Below are 19,122 nucleotides of genomic sequence, written 5' to 3'. Positions count from 1 at the left end.
TGGTTCAGATGAGAAAGCTTCCGCCGTTGACAAGAATATGTTCCGGCATTGAAGCGCTTAAAGAAGCGGCGAGAAGAGCAATTATGAATGTCGCGAATAGTCTATACATTGGGATTTTCCTGAGAAAATCGTCTTTGTTAGAAGAAGCAGGAGATACCGTTTACACAAGTGAGATTTCTGGCTTTTTTTGCTGAAATGTAAAGTATCTTGATTCCTTTTCGTTCTCACACTAAGATCGGCATTTATCATAGAAAAAAAGAAGAAAGGTCTTCAACCAATTTCTCAATTTTCTTCTCTCTTCCGAAGCTCCACCAGCCAACGCTTCCCTGTCCAACTATTTCGGCGCCCTTGTCTTTGCAGATGCTCTTCATGTATTTTAATGTCTGTTTTCTTCCCATTGAGGCCGGAAAGAGACCAGTAGCCATAAGGGCAACTTTTTTGCCCTGGAGGGACTTCATTTTGGCAAGATAACTCTTCATGGGATCAGCGGGTGCTCCACCATTAACTGGAGAGCAAAAGATAAGGCCCTCGTATCTTTCGAGATCGGGGGTTTCCGATCTCAGTCTTATCACAGATGCTTCTTTTCCTGCAGAAATCAGCCTGTCTCTTAGTTTTTCGGCAACGTACAGCGTATTTCCGGTCTTTGAATAGGCAATTATTCCAATCTTCACTACTGTCGCCTCCTTCGAAATTATCTTTCATTCAATCTTCTGAGTTCCAGATATTCTCTATCGGTTCCTTTTCAAAATCCAGTTCCATATGCGATGTGTTTGCCCAGTCTAGAAGCTCCAGAGAAATCGAATCACCACATCTGCATGCCTTCACCGTGGTAATGGCGCAGTTGGTTATCGAGATACCGGATCTTGAGAAGAAACTCTTAGGGTCGATCCCGCTGCAGACGAAGGGAAGTGTCATTGACAGAAAGCCTCCGTGACTCACGGCCAGAACCTCTCCCTCTGGACATTCATCTATGATAGTATTAATTGCTTTCCAGAACCGTCCGATCACTTGTCTGTGACTCTCACCCTCGGGAATTCGCATGTCTTCCTTGCCGCCGATCCAGTCTCTGACAAGCTTTAGGAATGAGCCCGCTGCTTCGCCTTCAATCAACTTGCCCTCAAGTTCACCGACGTGAAACTCCCTGATTTCGTCCATGGGCTTGACCTCAATTTCCAATTCAGAAGAGACTATACTCGATGTTTCCATTGCTCTCAATATAGGTGAGGAATATATCCTGCATATATTTTTCAGACGCAGATAGCGTGCGGCCATTTCTGCCTGCCGTATCCCCTCTTTTGTAAGCGGAAATCCTTCATCGCCATTTGCGAATATCCTTTCTATATTTGCCTGACTCTGGCCGTGGCGCATGAGATATATTGTTGTCATTTTTTGCCTCCGTGAAGTTACTCAAGAAGATGATAACAGATTTGGTCTGAAGGTTTTTTGGTCAAAACTCACAGAGTATTATGCGATAACTCAGAGTGCTCGACCCGTTTTGATGAGACTTGGGTTCCAGAGGTCAATATGTGAGATGAATATATCGATTCTAAGGCAGTTTTAGAAAGATAACTCTTGCCCACTTGCGGATTTTACGAATATGTCGGCCTAACGCCTAGTTGCCTCCCATGTTCCTTCGGCTGAAGGTTCGAATCTAGTGAAGGTTCCCGACATTGTTCCTTTCTCAGCGACTCCAGCGAAATCTATTTTGCTTTCAGAGGTCCAGGTGTTGATATTTACCTTATGATCGTTGGAGATCATCCCAAAAAGCTCTTTACAGGTTGAATCAAGACAGAATTTTCCCCTGTAGTTATAGATTATGTGCTGCTCGATATGAAAAGTAGCTGTCTTCGAGGCTCCACCAGAATAAGTCATTACAACATCCCAGCTTCCATTCAAATTAGGAAGTCCAAAGAACAGACACCCAGATGCAAGGAAGATTATCGCCAATATCGAGAGTGCGGTCAAAAAGCTTTTCTTCATTCTCCATCCCCTCCGTGTAAAAAGCACATTCTTTCTTGGGCTAACTACGGAATCTACAAAGAGCGCGAATTTGCTCCAATTATACAGTGAATTAAGCTTTGAAAGGGGAATCTTAGTCGCTGCTGAACAGCGATTTTCTATGAGAAAAGACGATAGTACTACTGATCAAATATAGCAATTCCGTGTAGTTAAAAAGAAACTATGAAGCAGAGGCCTCGGAGACAATATCATGTGGAAGCGACATAATTTATGCTGATATTATTTGAACATTACGCTTATTGCTCATGTTGTGATGGATTCATTTTTGCTTGGAAGTTCATTAGATATTGTGATCTAATTAACATGAATTAGAGGCCGGGCTTCCCATACAATCCCTATTCATCCTGACTTCATCTACCAGTTTTTCGACGATTGCCAGACGGTTTTAGATTCATTAAAGGTCAATGATAGAGCAAATTCTCCGAGATGATTTCGAGAATCTTGTCGATCTAGAAGAATATGCGTGCGGCAGGATATTGAGTTCCATCATCCATAATGATGAGAGGAGGAAGTGAAGTGTCTGGGAAAAAAGGGAAATTCGTGTTTAACGCGGACTTTATCTACAAGATGCCGGTGCATTTCGGTGGGGCCCCATTCTACCCGGTTAGAGTTGTCTACGGTGATAATACAGTTATCTCTGTTGACTATGAAACAGACGAAAATGCTCTATTAAGCTACATTCCCGAGGACTTCGAACTTAAGGAGCCGGTTGTCAGTGTCCAGTATACCAATTGTCGGGATGTGGACTGGATGATTGGGGGAGAGTACAGGCTCATTCAGGTGACGACACCTGTAAAGTATGTTGGAAACTCAGAGGGTCTTGAAGGAGTCTACGCGCTTGTAGTGTGGGAAAACAAGACCTGCCCGATAATCGGGGGACGTGAAGAGGATGGAGTGCCGAAGGTGTTCGCAGACATTTCGTCTGAGCGTCATCTGGAGAATCACTGGTTTGTGGCGGCCAGCTACGAGCAGTTCACCTTCCTAAAAATCGATCTTCAGAGAGGTGATGAGGTAAGTGAAGAGGATCTGTCGGAGCTAAACAAGGATTCGAAGATCAATCTGTTTGGGTGGAGATATCTGCCTAATTTGGGAAAGGGTGGTGCTACTCTGAGCCATGCTACTCTGTATCCTCAAGAGATGGTGTTGAAGAAAATGTGGATTGGTACAGGCTCTGTGGAGTGGACTGGCCTTTCTTATGAGCAACATCCTTTGCAGACAAGGATCATAAGATCATTGGAAGCTTTGCCGATCAAAAGGGTTACATCGGCAAGTATGGCCCAAGGAATTGTCAGGTTGAATGTCGGCGATTCCAGGATACTTCCATAAATTACAGGAGGAGGAAGAGATGAACGGATACTTTGAGAAGAAAGTTGCTGTTGTTACCGGGGCCGCTTCAGGAATTGGGCTCGGTTTGGCCGAGGGAATGCTTTCTAGAGGCGCGAAGGCAGTATTTATGGCAGATGTAAGTCAGGAGAATCTCGATAGAGAATCGGAAAGACTTAATTCAAAGTATGAAGGGGAAGCAGTACCATTCCTTACTGATGTGACAAAAGAAGAGCAGGTAGAGAAGATCATCAAATCAGCAAGAAAGTACGAAGGACATCTTGACTTTGTATTCAACAATGCCGGAATAGGAATGACGATTCCAACCGAGATGGTGACTCTTGAGATCTGGAAGAATTTGATAGATATCAATCTCTGGGGAGTGATCTACGGAACATACCAAGCCATTCCAATTATGAGAGAGCAGAAATCTGGTCACATAGTAAATACAGCTTCTATAGCGGGACTGGTCCCAGTTCCATATCAAGCGCTTTATGCAGGTACAAAGAGTGCGGTGAAGACTATCACTGAAAGCTTGTATTACGAGCTTCAAAATGAGGGCTTGAGATTCAGTGTTGTATGTCCGGGAAATGTTAGAACGGCTATCTTCAGAGGACTTACTCCTCCACCAGATTCAGTGTCTGTCGAAGAAGCGGTGAGCTACATATTCGAGAAGATGGAGAAAGGAGATCTGCTTATAGTCTTCCCGCAGAAATACCGCGATTTTGACGAAATGTATAGAACAGATCGAGAGAAATTTGATGAGTTTGCACTGAATTTGGCTGCAGAGAGACTGGAGAACTACAGAACCAAAGGTAACTACTATTGATTGGGCGGCTGCCTATGAATTTGACAAAAGTGTTTAGCGAATCGGAGCTGTCTCTTGAAGTAGTAATCTTGATGATAGCCGGGCTTATTCTTCTTATTACGGGGATACTGCTCTTTCCAGTGGCTACCGGAGGACTTCCCTATTATGAGAATGGACTTTACGGACTTCTGCTGGTCATGTTCTCCCTGCAGATCATTTCAATGGGGAAAACACCATTTGGCGACTTAAGACGATCGAAGTTTGTCGTGTTGGCGGGGCTTATCGTTGGTGGAATTGGAACGATAACCTGTTTCATTCCAGATGCCTTCAATGATATTCCCAGGCTTCTGCTATTCCTTTTCTTTGGCCCGGGAGGAGCTCTATTGCTTCTTCAGATGATCCTTTCGAAGGATAAGCTCAAAGCCTGGTCCAAATATGGTGGAATCTTCAAACACTTGATTGCCGGATGCACGGTGGCATATGTTTCATCGATTCTCATATCAGTACTTCTTTGGAATCAGAGCCTGTTAAGTGTTCAAATGACGGCGATCCTTGTTCTGATCTATGGAGTCGCTGTAGTATATCTTTCGTTTGTTTTGAGAAAGATATACAGCACTTACCCGCAAGAACAGAAGAGCAAAGACGGAGAAGTAGAACTACCCATCGACAGGGCCATGATTCTATTTACAAGTGTTTTTATGATTATTCTGGGCGTCCTGTTGATACCGGTAAATCTAGGTCTCTTACCGTTCTCAGGAAGTGCCCAGCTTGGCCTTCTGATGATGATTTTTGCGATCCAGATGATTGCTTCGGGAAGCACCCCGATAGGGGTCTTTCCAAGGTCGCTACCTGTAATCCTTATAGGTTTTGTATTCGCTGCCCTTGGAACTGTGTCGTGCATCATTCCAGAGGTTCTGGTGTATCCTCTGACCGTTCTTGTTGGGGTTCTAAACATTCTAGGCGGAGCGATTTCAATTGGCAAGTTCCTTGGACGGCGGGTGAGCAGTACCGATCAACAGAAAGGTAAGATTCCAAAGATACTGGTGAAGTTGAACGTCTCTCAGCTGATTCTGAACGTTCTTGCGATTGCATTCGGTTTATCTATGTTGATCTCTCATCTCTTGCCGGGACTGGTTATTGGCGTGGTTTTGGCGGCTAATGGGGTGGTGCTCCTGTACTTGCTTTACATTTTGTTCATTATAGACAGAATCCAAAAGGAGATGGGAACCGAATCATCGCTAGAGATATATCAAAGCTAATCAACTCAATTCAGAGAAAAAACCGTTTCATCTGATTCACACGACAACTTTGTGTGACCTTTAGTCTTGATGCGTTGGAGGAATTATCGTCCGGAAACTCGGTTTTCGAATCATGGATCATTCATGTCGCGATGCGACTCCTGATCTCTTAAGTGTTATTTGAATTCCTGGCTTTCCAGTTCCATCGAAAGTGATTTGACTCTCTTCACCTGCACCACAAACGATTCAAGCCTGCTCTCAACGGTTGGAGTGAACGGGTTTCCATCGGACTCAAAGAAGAGAATCGGAATGTTGCCAGCGATCTTGAAGATCTCCCTCTTGAGCTTGCTAGAGTTTTCTCTCAGGTGTTCCAGACCTCTTTCAGCAACAGCTTCGGCAATCCTTGTAGGCATACACCCAAATGGGCCTATAGAAATAACGCCATCGTAAGTATCTATCGATTCAAACAAAACGGCCCCAAGAGTAAGTATTGCCTCTCCGGTAAGCTTCGGATTCAAAAAGTCCTTCGAAGTGTTTACCATGGATTCTATGTCGACAAAGTGTGATTTGTACAGTCCACTTTTCTCAAGAATCTTCTTGATTCTTTTTTCAAATGCCTGTTTTACAAGGATTTCAACGTGTTTCGTTCCCCTCTTGAGTGGACCGAGTTCGGTCGGAACGTATTTCTTCAGCAGAATGTAGTCGAGATAATATATCCATTCTTCAATTGGAGAGGCATGCATGATTATTCCGTTGTCGGCAAAAAATAGCTCCAGAGACTTTCTTGAGAATTCGTCATTTCTGACGTAAATTTCTCCCGAGAGAAGGACTTTCGGTGCACTTTCGAAATCACTCTTTAGAGGAATGTGAGAGATACTCTCGCAAATCTCCTCCAGTTTCTTGGTCATCTCACTAAAGGAGTCTCGTCTAACACTCTCAAGTATGATTTTGCGGGCATCTTTGGTCGCTTTGACTGCCTCATCTCTGTCGGATGCCAGTGTAAGCAGGGCATTTTCAACGTTGCAGAATTCGTCTGCGATAATCATGCTCGCCCAGATTCTCAGTTTCGCCTTGAGTCCTATGCCCGCATAACCGTTTTCAGAATTGAGAGAGAAAAGGAGAACATTGCTCGCGTTGTTCTTGTCTAGCCAAAGATCTATGTAAGTGCTGTACTGTCCAAATCGGCAAGGTCCGCGAGTATCGGGCATGAAGTACATAAGTATGCTTTCGTCGTCCTTGTTTTCCTCGAGGTAACGAATAAGGCTTCCCAAAGTCAGGTGAAAAGGCAAACACTCCTTGGATAATGAGTTGGATTTTCCCAGTTGAAACTCCAGTTCGGTTGGCCTGGGGAGAACGTGAGTGTTTATACCGACTTTTTCGAATGCTGCCGCCATAAGCCGAGCCGCAAACTCGCCCATGGTGGGAACGATTACTTTGACCGAAGGATCTGTAATGGGTATGTGTCTTCCGTCCTGCAGTTCTATACTGAAAGTCCCATTGTTCGTCAACAGTTTTGGCCGTTTCGCCCTATTGTTCTCGCCCAAATTCGTCTTTCTTTCGAGGGAGCTTCTGACGACATCGGCGAAGGCTTCTATCCTTGTCTCCACTCCGGCGTCTGACGTATGACTATCCAGTTCCAGAATCAGAGATGGCTTTTTCCCCATAATGTCTCTGAAGAAGGAGATCAAGAACGAATCAGGCCCGCAGCTGAAGTTAGTTATGTAAAGTGCGAATAGCTTTGGATTGCTTCTTACATATCTGGCCGCTTTCAAGTTCATCTCGCCCCAGGCCCAGTACATCTTCTCATACGATTTTTCGTTTTCATAAGGAAGAGCGTCAAAAGTTACCACCGGGATTCCACGTGAAGCGAGTTTCTCTGGGATCCCCATATTGGCATCACTGGAAAAGGCATTGTAGGCTCGGCCGAAGATAACGACACCGAAATCCGATTTCTCTAGGTTCTCAAGAAATCTGTCTCCGATTTCTTTTATCCTTCTTACGCTGTCTTCGTAGGATCTTACTCCATTGGAAAAGGCAGTCAAAGCTTCTTTGCGATTCCTTCCCAGTAACTTCGCAAGCGAGACGAACTTCTCCTTCTCTTTCTCAAAGCCCCGCGAGAAGTCGAAGAAATCTGTCAAAATTCTTTTCGATTTGAGTTCCTCAAAACTCCCCATTAACCAGTCCGGTTCGCTCTGGACAAATGGACAGAACACCGAGTTTTCAACGGAGTTCGCAACCTCTAAGCCCTTGACTGCTGGAATGAAGAAATAGTCGGGATTCTTCTCCAGAAGATCATAAATATAACCATGAGACAGTTCGACTGGAAAACAGAATTCGGACTTCTTTCTGTCCCAGCCCCTGGGGTCGGACTTTTCCGGTACGACAATTCTGAACCCGAGACTGCTAAAGAAATTCGAGAACAGGGGAAAGAGAGTATTCATTGAGAGAGACTTGCTGATTCCTATAGTCTCAAGGCCCTTTTCTTCCGGCAGTTCAAAGACTATCTTCTCCCTATCGGTGGTATATATGTATTCGTTTCTGTTTATGGGAAGGTTAAGACGAACGTTTTCGTACTTGTTGCAAGCACCACCGAAGGGAAACTTCTTTCCTCCAACTTCAATTATTCGGATTGGACACTTCCTGTCGCATTTCTCTGCTCCACCGTTACAAATGAAGGTGTTGAGATAGCGCACTTCTTTTGAGATCAAGGCTCCTAGCTCGAAGCGCTCCTCTTCCAGTTGGCCTGCTTGAAGCTTTTCCTTAACCATGAGTGATACACCAAATGCACCCATGAGTCCAGGATGAGGAGGAACAATTATCTCCTTCCCAGTAACTGCCGCCATTGCCACTGGGACAGCATGATTGAGACATACACCTCCCTGCATGAAGACTTTTTTCCCAACCGGTCTCATGGCCTTTACTCTGTTTGTGTAGTTCAGGCAGATAGAATAAACTAGGCCGGCGCAGATATCTTCTCTGGAGATGCCCTCGTTGATTGCAGTCTTTATGTCACTGCTGATGAAGGCTGCGCACTGATCACTGAAGTTTGGGGGAGATTGACCCTTAAGCGCATACTCTCCAATCTCTCTGTAATCTATGTTCAGAGATTCCTTTGCGGATTCTTCGAGAAACGAGCCTGTACCAGCAGAACAGGCTTCGTTCATTGCATAGTCAAGGGCAACGCCGTTGGATAAGAAAGTGTATTTGGCATCTTGGCCGCCAATCTCAAATATCGTGTCGACTTCTCTATCAAAGAATGAGGCAGCCCTTGCGTGAGCCATGATCTCATTGTAGACTGCACTCGTTTCGCAATAAAGACCCACTATCTTCCTTCCGGAACCGGTGACCCCGAGACCAATTATCTCGACGGGAACATCCAATGAATTGCGGATTTCGTCAAGGCACTGTCGAGTAGCTTTTATAGGATCTCCCATAGTCCTGAGATATGAACTCGCTAGAATGGCATTGTCTCTGGCTCTCATAACAACCGCCTTGGTGGTAGTCGAGCCAACATCCACACCGAGAATGCAAGAATCGCCGCTTTCAGCTGTTTTGAAAGGCATATCCTTGAAATCAACCATGTTTACAAACTTCGAAAGAGGTTCATTCTTTGGGAAAGTCATTACTCCTTCCTTGAAGACACTTTCTTCATCTATCTCGATTTCTTCGAGAGTATTAGCATATAGATAAGCGCCGAAGGCCTCGAAGAAGAGAGCCTCATCCGGTATGGTAATTTCGGCGATTTCTTTCAGATGGTTCAGCATAAGCCGGTTTTTTGTTACTCCACCAACCAGAAGTATCTTTTTTACTCCAGCTCTGTGCATGAGTTCGCCGATCTTGTCAGACATGACCTTTCCAAGACCGTTGAGGACCGATTCTTTTGGTGTTCCCTTATTGAGAGCATGTGTGCAGTCGCTCTTGCAGAATACGGTGCACCTTGATGAAAGCTCGTAAATCTCGTCTGTTTCAACGGCGTTTGCATCATCAAGGTCGATATCCATTCGCTTCATTTGCTGGAGAAAGAACTCGCCAGTTCCTGAAGCACATTTGCTGCCTGTAAATACGGCAGTAATGTTTCCCTTATCGTTTAGCTTATACAGGGTAAAATTCTCCCCGCCCACGCTCATAATCGCTTCATGATCTCCATACTTGCTTTTCAGTTCTTTGTAGGCAAATTCAGTAGCTTCAACTTCGGGGATCTGGGGGAGATTCAACAGTTTTCTTCCCTTCTTTCCTGTTGCTACAACCAAACCTGTTTCAAGAATCTCTGGAAGAAAGCTCTTGAGTACTTTCAGTGGATTTCCTTCGTGCAGGAGTCGCCTGGGTGTTTGCCCATCATACCAGGAAATAGTGCTTGAGCCTATGCAAAGTCCGATTCTATTCAAGAAGTTCACCTCAAACCATTAAACAGTCCAATGATAGCATAGACAGAGATTATTGTATTTCAGGATCGCAAAAATCTTCCGCTATGTGATTTACAGTTTTTTAAGTGGACTTTATTGCAAGAAGATTAATCTTCAAAGAAATGGATTCCAATGAAGACGATTTCGTGGTGTTAACCAGGTAATCTGTTTCATTTCAGGTCTCCACATTTCGCCTCTTATTCGAAGATTCGAATTCTCTATATCATTAGGATGTTCGAATTAAGACACACCAGACTAATCTCGCGGTCTTCCTTTCTCCACTCCTGGAGGGCAGTACAGAGGATCAAGAGCTCCAGGTGAAGGCAGGTACATTCTCAAGGACAAAGAAAAAGGTCCGTCAGGGGCGGGGAGCCAGTTGCTTTCGAGATCAATGCCGGGCGAATCATGCTGGATATAGATGTCGAGAGATCCATCATCGTTGTATAACAATCTCGACCGATTACCAATAGAATATCTGTCTATCGGGTTGGGAACCATGAACTCGTCATCACCGTACACTGTAATCGACCAGAACCCACCGGGTTCTGTGGGAGGTATTTCATGGCTTTCGAAATGAATCCTGTAATCGTACTTTGAGCCGTCATATGCTTCATTGTCGGCATCGACGTAACTTGTGGGGTAATATGCCTCTTCGAGATCATTTCCATACAGACCCATATATGCTGCTGCCGCCCTGATTTCGTATTTTCCCTGCATTTGCTGACGACTGCCGAATATCCGTTTCGTCAAATTCCACCCGTTCTTTGTAACTCCCATCTTCTCGGACGGCCGGAATATGATCCTCATCGCATCTTCGATTCCCTTTTCAATCGCGATGATCATCTCAGGTTGCAAGTCGTTCTCACTAAATGGAAGGTTTGGGCCTATGCCGATCAGACTAAAACGCTCAATAAGAGCCCTTTCAGAAGGATGTATCTCAAGCTGTCCAAGAAGGAAGTTCAAATACGAAATAAAGCCTGCCGATTCAGCTTTTTCCTGACTGAACGGCGGAAAGGCTATCGGTTCGACAGCTGAAGAAGTTTGACTACCGCAGAAGGCTCCATAAGGTCTGATTTTGAAGCTGTCTTGAATCTTTGCGACGGCATCGATATCACCTTCTAACTCAGGATTTACGGAAATTCTTACTTTGCAGAAGACGAAATTCCCTTCACTGGTGAACACCTCATCAATTTCGTTGGGAATCTCAACGAAACAGGACGGGCCACTGATCATTACTGTCAATTTCCTGCAACCGGTGGTTCTCGTTCCTGCGTATGCGAAATTATGTGTGTACATGTCGATGAACTGGACTGAGAAATATCTTTCACAGATGCTTGGAATCTCTATTATTACCGGTTCGTTCCTCAGATCAAGCCATGCAGCCGAGAACAACATATCGTTGTTTGGTCTTGCTATTTCTCTGAACTCCGGCCCCAGTAATCCTTGAAGATGTTCAAACTCGTTGAATGAATTTGGAATCACTGCCTGGAGAACCATAGTTCTGTAGTTCTCAAGCATGGGAAAAGCGAAAATATACGCTTGTCTTGCGACTTCCCTTGCTTCTTCGTAGTTGCTTGTTACCGAAGTCGATTCTGCACCAATAATGACAGCGAAAACCAGAATCGCAGATATTAATGCCAGAGAGTTTTTCATGCCCATTTCTCAATCTCCTCACGCAACCGCTCTTTGCTGACTATTCTCGGTCCCCAGTTTTGAACCTAGGATGTTCAGCAGTTAAAAGGGTTCAAACCTCAGCAAAAGATACTTGTAGATATCAACTAGTATTTGTCTGACTGTCGATTGAAAGAAAGAGTTTGCTTTTCTTTTGGATCAGAATTACTAATCCCACGACAAACCCATCTCTTTGATTTCTAAACAGGTCTTCACATACTATTACAGCACGTGGAAACCTTCAGTGACAATATAGTGAAGTTACTTACATCAGTACAGCACAAGAGTAATAATAAACCCCTTGAGTCACTCTGGACGTTCAAGGAATCCTGAATCGGCGTAACCATCAACTTGCTTGACTATTACGCAACGTAATAGTATATCCTTGTGATTATGGGAGGAGATTTCTTGAACGCAAAACGGGTTGCCGAGCTTTAGGGCCTTCAGGGCACTTCATCGTTATGACGAAATCGGGCTCTTGAGATCTCAGTGTAATGCAGAGAATGGATACTGAGAGTATTCAGAAGAAAATCTCGACAAACTTCAGCAGATTCTCTTCTTCAGACAGTGTGGCTTCTCTTTGGAGAGGATCAAGAAGCTTCCAAGCAACCCGAGGTTCGATAGAGTCAAGACCTTCGAGCTTCAGAAGAAACACTTGATGCTGGAGAAAGAGAGAATTGAGGCTATGCTCAGCACACTGGAAAGGACGCTCAAGACTTTGAAAGGAGAAGATTCGATGAGTCAGAGAGAAAAGTTCAAAGGATTCGATTTCTCCTACAACCCCTATGAAGAAGAAGCGAAACAGCTTTGGGGTGATGAGACAGTCGAAAAGAGTAACGATTTCATCACTTCGAAGAGCGATCGGGAGAGGAAGGACATGGAGAGGATACTGGATGACCTTTTCAGAGGACTGGCAGAAATTCGGATCAAAGATCCCGATTCAGATCTTGCCCAGGAAGCAATTGACAGAATGTATAGAGTCTTTAACGATAGCTTTGAACATTACTATAGTTTTGAGTCTTTTGCCGCTCTAGATAGCAGATGTGTAATGGATGATCGGTTCAAAGCAAACACAGATAAGTATGGTGAAGGGTTAGCGGAGTTTCTTTCAAAAGCGATGCAGGAGTATGCAGACAGGGAATCTGAAGGATGAACCGAAAGTGTCGGTGATGGAACTGGTTACCTATGATTATGGGAACTATCACCTGAATTCGACCAGTTTCAAACAAGAGCAAAGCTAGCTGCTGAGATAGGTTCGAAGACTTCCAATGGTCTCTTCGATTTGCCTTTTGATCTATGCACGGTTGGAAACAATTGAGGAAGCACCCCTAACTCCTGACCTGTAGGCGTTGCGACCAGTTTGTACTGGCTAATTCATCTTAACGTCGCAATTGAAGAGCTATAATTGTGTTACTTGTTTCGGATTGTGTGACCTTTCGCAGAAGTTACTATAAGCACGATCCACATTTAAAAGATAGGATCATGAATAACAGAATATATACAGGCAGTGGATTTGCCTCATGAACAGGGGAGTTCTTTGAAGAGGAGTATCGTTTTTCAGGGTGAACACGGAGCTTATTCAGAACAGGCTATAAGAAAATTGTTTGGGGAATCACCTACGACTATTCCATGCAGATCTTTTCGGGAGATGCTGAAACTTGTAAGCGAAGAAAAGGTAGACTGCGCAATGCTGCCGGTCGAAAACTCCCTGGCTGGCACTGTGATTCCAGCATATGATGCCCTCATAGAAAGCGAACTATTTGTTCATGCAGAAGTCATGCTTAGAATTGAGCATTGTCTGATGGCACCAGAAGGGGTAAAAATTGAGGACATAAGATACGTGATCTCCCATCATCAGGCTTTGTCACAGTGCATGAGGCATATTGAAGAGGAGGGTTTTGAGGCGAAAGAGTATTATGACACTGCTGGCTCGGCAAGGGACTTGGCCACTTTAAAGATGCCATTTACGGCTGCAATAGCCAGCGAATTGGCGGCCAAAACATATGGACTGGAAATCCTTAGAATGGGTTTCGAGGACCTTGATACGAACACGACGAGATTCTTCTTGATGGGAAGAGAAGCCAGAAAGTGCGAGGGCAGGTGCAAGACTTCAATGATATTTACCACTGAGCACAAGCCGGGAGCTTTGTTCAAAGTTCTAGGAGAACTGTCGGATCGCAATTTGAACTTGACAAAGATAGAATCAAGGCCATTTACGAAGGAAATGTGGCACTATCTCTTCTTCGTTGATTTCGAAGGAAGTGTATCGGAAAAGAGAGTTGAAGAAGCTGTCAACGCAATAAGCAGTCGCTGCAGCTACTTCAAGCTCCTGGGTTCCTATCGATCTGCAAATGATGTTGAGCTAAACTCAAATCAGTTAACATAGATAACGTTGACACGGGAAGTGGTAACGGAAAGTGCAGGTAAACTGATTATGCGGTGAAAATTATCATAAGTATGTGGTAATCGATAATTATAAGAGCTATCTATTAGCAGTGTTTCAGTTGACGCCTTTTCAGAACTCTCAAAAAACAGAGGCCTCCTCTCTACAGATTGCCTTGAAAAGAGGCCCAACTTAATCTCTTCTAAAATATAGTTATTCATTCTTCAAAATAGGGAAACTGAGCTATTCTCAACCGTGCCGCACCGTAAGGAATCAAACATACTTTCTCTAACGGCCCCTCTGGTCTTACAGGGCTTTCTGGGAGAGTCCCGGCCGAATTCCTTTCCCACGACCATTCCTCTACCTTGGCTGCATCGGCTTCAATCAAGACTGGAACTAGATTCTGATCAAAGGGTTGTTCAGACAATTGTTGTGTTCGCTTGATAAATGAAAAGCTCTTTTCTGGGTTCTTAAGATCCACTTTCAAGGCGTAATTCCATGGACTGGTTGTATAAACCTCATATTCAGGAAACTCCCCGTCTTTGTTCGTAGTGTTCCACTTTTCATCTAGTCTCAAAGCGAAAAGAAGAGGACCTTTCTCGACACTAAGTGAGTTTTTGAACCATTTAGAGGTTCTAACCCTAGACCGGAAAACCAACTCGACCCTATCACCTCTGTTCCATAAACGTTTTATGGTTAGGTAACCCTCATTGTTTTCCGGATCAAACGCTGAACCATTGAGAGTAACTTCACTTTTTGTGGCCCATCCTGGAATCCTGAAGTGAAGTGGTATTTCAAAATCAGCATTATTATCAATAAGAATTTCGATTTTGTCGTCAAAAGGATAATCAGTTACTTCTCTTATCAAAATAGTCTGCCCCGCTACGGATGTTTCTATCTTGCAAGGACCATAAACGCCGAAAACCAGTCCGCCGTCATCACTCTTGTAACATAGATTCTTAACGAATTTTGGCCACCCTTGATGCATGTTCGCTGTACAGCAACCAAAGTTCGGTTCAAGTCCGAAGAGATTTGAGTCATCTAGATTGTTATACCAATTGCGTTTGGCGTGACTGCACATAATCTGATTCACTTGTTGATCGTATTGGTGTGTGAGTAGCTCCTTATCAATTGTTGCAGGCAATGCGTTGTATGCAATTTTCTCGAGAATATCCGCGAACTCTGTATCGTTGAAAACTCTAAAGAGTATCTCGAGTGAGAACATATACTCAACCACCGCACATAACTCAGTTCCTCGCGATGGATCGTTTCCATTTAAGTGTTCGTCACCTGTTACCATTCCATTTGATGTTCCGTGGTAATCAATGAGCTTTTTTATTCCTTCTTTGACTATTTTTAGCTGATTCTTCTCTCCGTAGAGTAGGTACCTTAAAGCCGGATACTTAACACCCATAACTACATTTACTACATGAGTTTCCTGAAACAACTTAGAATATGTAGTGCTGTTCGTTCTTTCCTCGTATTCGTAAAGCCCTTCGAGTCCCTTTCCGCCCGTAGCTTTCATAAATTTCTCCCAGTCCAGATACTCTCCGGTCGGTTTTGTGTACTTGAAGTTTTCGAAATAATTGGACCAGTTCATTGACTTTTCAAAAAACCTTTTGGCTAGATCTATCAGGAACCCTTCTCCAGTGATGCTATAGAGCCAGAGTATCACGTAAATATTCTCCACACTTCTTGTGTTTTCCCAAATTGCGAACTCTCTGGAATCTATATTTTGCAGTTGATACATGAAATACCTGGTCATGAAATGAACTACACGCTGATCCTTAGTGTATTCAAAGTAGTTCTTCAAAACCTTGAGCATGACCATTCTTGGCCACCAATCATCATTATCCCTGGGCCCGAAGAACCCCTCCTCGTTCTGGCTTTCCAAAGTCCAGGATATCCATTTTGCTGCCTTTCCCTTCAGTTTTTCATCCTCTAGTAGATAGGCCAGAGGAATGAGACCATCACAGTAATATGGTCCTCTTTCCCAGTTTTCACCGCTTCCCCCGAGCCAGCCGCTATCCGGTCCCACATCTTTCCAAACCTCTTCCAGTCTTCCTGTCAAACCTTTTGCCTGAATCTTGAGTTGTCTTTCCAGCCACCCGGCAGGTCGAATCTCACCAAGAGGCAGTTCCATAAGCTCCACATCTATCATTGTTTCACTTCCTTTGTATTCATAAAGCTTTTCTATTCTTTGTTAGTTCCTGCTGTCATGCCTTCTACATAGTATTTCTGCAGGAGAAGGAACACAAGAATACTGGGTATGATGCTGAATGTTGCGCCAGCGTTTATAAGTCCCCAATCGCGCGTAAATCTAGTTGTAGCGAATAAGGTAATTCCAACCTGTATGTTTCTAACGTCATTTGAGCTGGTGAAGTTTAGAGCGAGTATAAAATCGTTCCAGGTCATCAAGAATACATAGACTATTACAGTTGCAATTGCAGGGAGCGCAAGCGGTAGATGTACCTTGAAGAGTATTCGCATTTCTGAAGCCCCGTCTATAAGGGCGCTTTCCCTAAGAGTATTTGGCAATGAAGAGAAGTAATTCTTCATCATAAAAATGCAGAAAGGCATGGAATAAGTTGTGTAAATAAGCGAAACACCAAACAACGAATCTAGAAGTCCCATCGCATTCATCAGATCATACAAGGGAATCAGAAGAGACTGATATGGGACCATCATTATAGACAGGATTATCACAAAGATGATATTGCTACCTTTGAAAGCGAGCTTGCTTAAGGAATAACCTCCCATTATACTAAGTATCAGAACCATCCCTATACTTAATCCACAAAGGATGAAAGTATTTAATACATATCTTGTGAATATGGAATCCCCGGCCGTGAAGAGCTTCGTAAACTGGGCTAAGGTTGGTTGTTTCGGTACTAAACTGGGCGGATATGACAAAACTTCACTCGAGGGTTTAAAGGAAGTTATCGCAGCCCAGTAGATCGGTATTACGAAAATTATCGAGATTATGATTAACGTAATGAAGAGTTTCTTACTCATTCTGGAATCCTCCCGCCTTCAACTGCAAATAACTAATGAGAAGCAGGATTCCCAAGAATATTACCGACACCGCCGAGCCAAATCCAATGTCGTAAAATTCGAATCCGATTTTGTTTATGTACATTACAATAGTCTCTGTAGTTTTTAGTGGGCCTCCCTTAGTCATTATGTAGAAGTGATCGAAGGCTTTGAAGGAACCAGCCAGTGAAAGAATCAAAGCCAGTACCAGTGTAGGACGAAGAAGAGGAAGCGTTATGTACCTAAAGACTTGTGATTTCTCCGCCCCATCGATCGAGGCTGCTTCATAAATCTGGGGGGAAATACCCTGCAACCCTGCAATGACAATTATCATAGTGAATCCAAGAGTCTTCCATGCAACCATTATGGAAACCATAACTCTTGACAACCATGTCTGCCCAAGCCAGTTTATTGGTTGGCCTATCAAGTTAAGAGATATTAAAATGTAATTCAGTATTCCATAGGAATCGTTGTAAATCCATTGCCAAATATAACTAGCAGCAACAAAGGAAATCGCATATGGTATGAAAAAAATCGTTCTGAAAATTTTTGTGGAACGTGAAGTCTTTTTCAAAGCGTTGGCCAGCAAAACTGCAGGAACAAAAATCATTGGGGTAACTATTATTGCGTAGATTACGGTGTTCCAAAGGGTTTTCCAGAACTCATCATCTACGAGTGCCTTCTTGTAGTTTGACAAACCTACAAAACTCGATCCCCCCATTATCTTCCATTCTTGGAATGACATCAACACTACCTTAATCAAGGGATAGATGAAAAATATGCTAATCATCACAATAACTGGAAGAAGGAATATGAACCCAAATAATCCCTTCCTTGTCTTCTGTTTCATTGGCGGTTCCTCCTAAAAAAATCGGGATGGTAAAATGCCATCCCGATGAGGGAAGAAATATTTATTCTGCAAGTATCTTCTCTATTTCCTTTGTGCATTCTCTTACTGCTGTTTCTGCATCCATCTGACCTAGAAAGACGCTCTCAAAGTAATAACCAACTGGATCATAGATTTCATTGTACTTAACAGTGTATGGAGTTTGCGCTATGCCAAGTATATCTGCGAAACGCATCATCTGGGGGATGTCCTTGTAGTATTCGTTATCATAAAGGCTAGGTCTCGCCACTAGCTGTAGACTTGGAGCGAAGGCACCGACCTGGGCTTCTTCAGAGAACGCAAATTCCATGAATTCTTTCGCCGCTTCAACATTTTTGCTTTGTGAGGTTATTCCGAGAAGGCTTCCACCACCGAAAGAAGCGAATTCCCCTCTGTTCTTAGGGATCATAGCTACTCCAAATTCCATATCAGGTGCATCTTGTAGCAGAGACGTTATGTTGAAGTTGCCGCCGAGGAACATAGCGAGTTTCCCTGAAACGAACGCATTGTACCTGTCGCCAGAACCATACTGGACAGATGAAACAGGAGCAATCTTGTGCTTATGAACAAGATCCGCCCAGAACTGTAGAGCTTGAACTGTCTCATAAGAATCTAGCGCTACGTTTCCTTCATCATCAAACATTCTTCCGCCGTTACCCCAGACAAAGGGCATGAACCAGAACATATAAGCGCCAGCTCCGCCACCTGCAAGGTTGAATCCCCACTGATCAATGATTCCGTCTCCATCTTTGTCAACGGTTAGTTTCTGCCCCATTTCGACAAGTTCGTACCACGTTTGAGGTGGCTGTTCAGGATCCAAACCTGCCTCTTCAAAAAGGCCCTTATTCCAAAGCATTGTTGATAGGTCAATCTGGTAAGGCAATCCGTATATCCTATCATCCTTCATGCCAATTTCTAGCATTCCTTTCGTTAATTCATCAAAGAAAGGTAGTTCTTTGGCCCATTCCGTAATATCAGTGAACGCGCCGATTGAAATAAAGAAAGGAAACTGAACAAGATCCATTCCGTAGAGGTCAGGAGCAATTCCAGCGGAGAGGGCCGCCATGAACTTCGGAACCATTTGGTCGTAAGGTATCAGCTCAAGCTTCACTTCGATATCCTTTCCTTCTGCCTTCATTTTTTCGTTGAACATCTTGACTATGTCTTCCGTTGCTGCGAGCTGGTCCCACATGACGAGTGTCGTTTTTGCCATTAGGATGCCAGAAAAAGCAAGAGTCACCACCAGGATCAATACCAACAGTCTTCTTGACATAATGAAACCTCCTTCTTGGATTATCAGTTGTAGTCCTGTCCGAAATTCCATCACTTGAGAACGTTCCCGGGTGCGTTACCACCCT

The 19,122-nt window shown here is 43.9% G+C and carries 15 protein-coding genes; 6 read left to right on the top strand and 9 right to left on the bottom strand.

The window, feature by feature from the left end:
• The first annotated feature begins 8 nt into the window (after nt 1–8).
• Nucleotides 9–194: a hypothetical protein gene (locus THEBA_RS14455; RefSeq protein WP_041928263.1), complete on the top strand. Its 186-nt coding sequence runs from the start codon at nt 9–11 to the stop codon at nt 192–194.
• 51 nt (nt 195–245) lie between these two features.
• Here THEBA_RS14455 and THEBA_RS11840 read toward each other — a convergent pair whose 3' ends face one another.
• The 3 genes from THEBA_RS11840 to THEBA_RS11830 form a co-directional block, all read right to left on the bottom strand.
• A complete protein-coding gene (locus THEBA_RS11840) occupies nt 246–671 on the bottom strand; it encodes a flavodoxin family protein (RefSeq protein ID WP_006489991.1) in 426 nt (141 codons plus the stop codon).
• A gap of 31 nt (nt 672–702) precedes the next feature.
• Nucleotides 703–1,386 (bottom strand): histidine phosphatase family protein, encoded by a 684-nt coding sequence (locus THEBA_RS11835; protein ID WP_014731744.1) that lies wholly within the window; start codon nt 1,384–1,386, stop codon nt 703–705.
• A gap of 219 nt (nt 1,387–1,605) precedes the next feature.
• On the bottom strand, nt 1,606–1,980 hold the full coding sequence (locus THEBA_RS11830) for a hypothetical protein (protein WP_014731743.1): 375 nt from the start codon (nt 1,978–1,980) through the stop codon (nt 1,606–1,608).
• A gap of 555 nt (nt 1,981–2,535) precedes the next feature.
• On the opposite strand from THEBA_RS11830, the gene THEBA_RS11825 reads away from it, so the two are divergent.
• The 3 genes from THEBA_RS11825 to THEBA_RS11815 are packed head-to-tail and all read left to right on the top strand — an operon-like array spanning nt 2,536 to nt 5,409.
• Entirely contained in the window at nt 2,536–3,345 is an 810-nt protein-coding gene (locus THEBA_RS11825) for an acetoacetate decarboxylase family protein (protein ID WP_014731742.1), read from the top strand.
• Between the two features lie 19 nt (nt 3,346–3,364).
• Complete coding sequence (locus tag THEBA_RS11820; RefSeq protein ID WP_014731741.1) at nt 3,365–4,171, top strand: SDR family NAD(P)-dependent oxidoreductase; 807 nt, start codon at nt 3,365–3,367, stop codon at nt 4,169–4,171.
• Between the two features lie 14 nt (nt 4,172–4,185).
• Entirely contained in the window at nt 4,186–5,409 is a 1,224-nt protein-coding gene (locus THEBA_RS11815) for a hypothetical protein (protein ID WP_014731740.1), read from the top strand.
• Between the two features lie 155 nt (nt 5,410–5,564).
• On the opposite strand, the gene THEBA_RS11810 is transcribed toward THEBA_RS11815, so the two are convergent.
• Together THEBA_RS11810 and THEBA_RS11805 are read right to left on the bottom strand one after the other, a co-directional pair.
• Complete coding sequence (locus tag THEBA_RS11810) at nt 5,565–9,782, bottom strand: acyl-CoA dehydratase activase (RefSeq protein WP_236609159.1); 4,218 nt, start codon at nt 9,780–9,782, stop codon at nt 5,565–5,567.
• 264 nt (nt 9,783–10,046) lie between these two features.
• The gene (locus THEBA_RS11805) at nt 10,047–11,450 is read right to left on the bottom strand and encodes a DUF1254 domain-containing protein (RefSeq protein WP_014731738.1); all 1,404 of its coding nucleotides are present in this window, start codon (nt 11,448–11,450) and stop codon (nt 10,047–10,049) included.
• A gap of 592 nt (nt 11,451–12,042) precedes the next feature.
• Here THEBA_RS11805 and THEBA_RS11800 point away from each other — a divergent pair.
• Together THEBA_RS11800 and pheA are read left to right on the top strand one after the other, a co-directional pair.
• Complete coding sequence (locus THEBA_RS11800; RefSeq protein ID WP_201764208.1) at nt 12,043–12,615, top strand: MerR family transcriptional regulator; 573 nt, start codon at nt 12,043–12,045, stop codon at nt 12,613–12,615.
• Nucleotides 12,616–12,999: 384 nt separating this feature from the next.
• Complete coding sequence (gene pheA, locus THEBA_RS11795) at nt 13,000–13,848, top strand: prephenate dehydratase (RefSeq protein ID WP_041928262.1); 849 nt, start codon at nt 13,000–13,002, stop codon at nt 13,846–13,848.
• 214 nt (nt 13,849–14,062) lie between these two features.
• On the opposite strand, the gene THEBA_RS11790 is transcribed toward pheA, so the two are convergent.
• The 4 genes from THEBA_RS11790 to THEBA_RS11775 form a co-directional block, all read right to left on the bottom strand.
• Nucleotides 14,063–16,006: a beta-L-arabinofuranosidase domain-containing protein gene (locus THEBA_RS11790; RefSeq protein WP_014731736.1), complete on the bottom strand. Its 1,944-nt coding sequence runs from the start codon at nt 16,004–16,006 to the stop codon at nt 14,063–14,065.
• Between the two features lie 32 nt (nt 16,007–16,038).
• On the bottom strand, nt 16,039–16,860 hold the full coding sequence (locus THEBA_RS11785; RefSeq protein ID WP_006490014.1) for a carbohydrate ABC transporter permease: 822 nt from the start codon (nt 16,858–16,860) through the stop codon (nt 16,039–16,041).
• Nucleotides 16,853–17,728, bottom strand: a complete 876-nt coding sequence (locus THEBA_RS11780; protein ID WP_014731735.1) for a carbohydrate ABC transporter permease — start codon at nt 17,726–17,728, stop codon at nt 16,853–16,855. The genes THEBA_RS11785 and THEBA_RS11780 overlap by 8 nt, the downstream gene beginning before the upstream one ends.
• A gap of 61 nt (nt 17,729–17,789) precedes the next feature.
• The gene (locus tag THEBA_RS11775; protein WP_014731734.1) at nt 17,790–19,037 is read right to left on the bottom strand and encodes an ABC transporter substrate-binding protein; all 1,248 of its coding nucleotides are present in this window, start codon (nt 19,035–19,037) and stop codon (nt 17,790–17,792) included.
• Nucleotides 19,038–19,122: the final 85 nt, after the last annotated feature.

This window comes from Mesotoga prima MesG1.Ag.4.2 (genome assembly GCF_000147715.2).
In the GTDB taxonomy this organism is placed as follows: Bacteria; Thermotogota; Thermotogae; order Petrotogales; family Kosmotogaceae; genus Mesotoga; species Mesotoga prima.
This window is presented reverse-complemented; position numbering and strand designations above follow the sequence as displayed.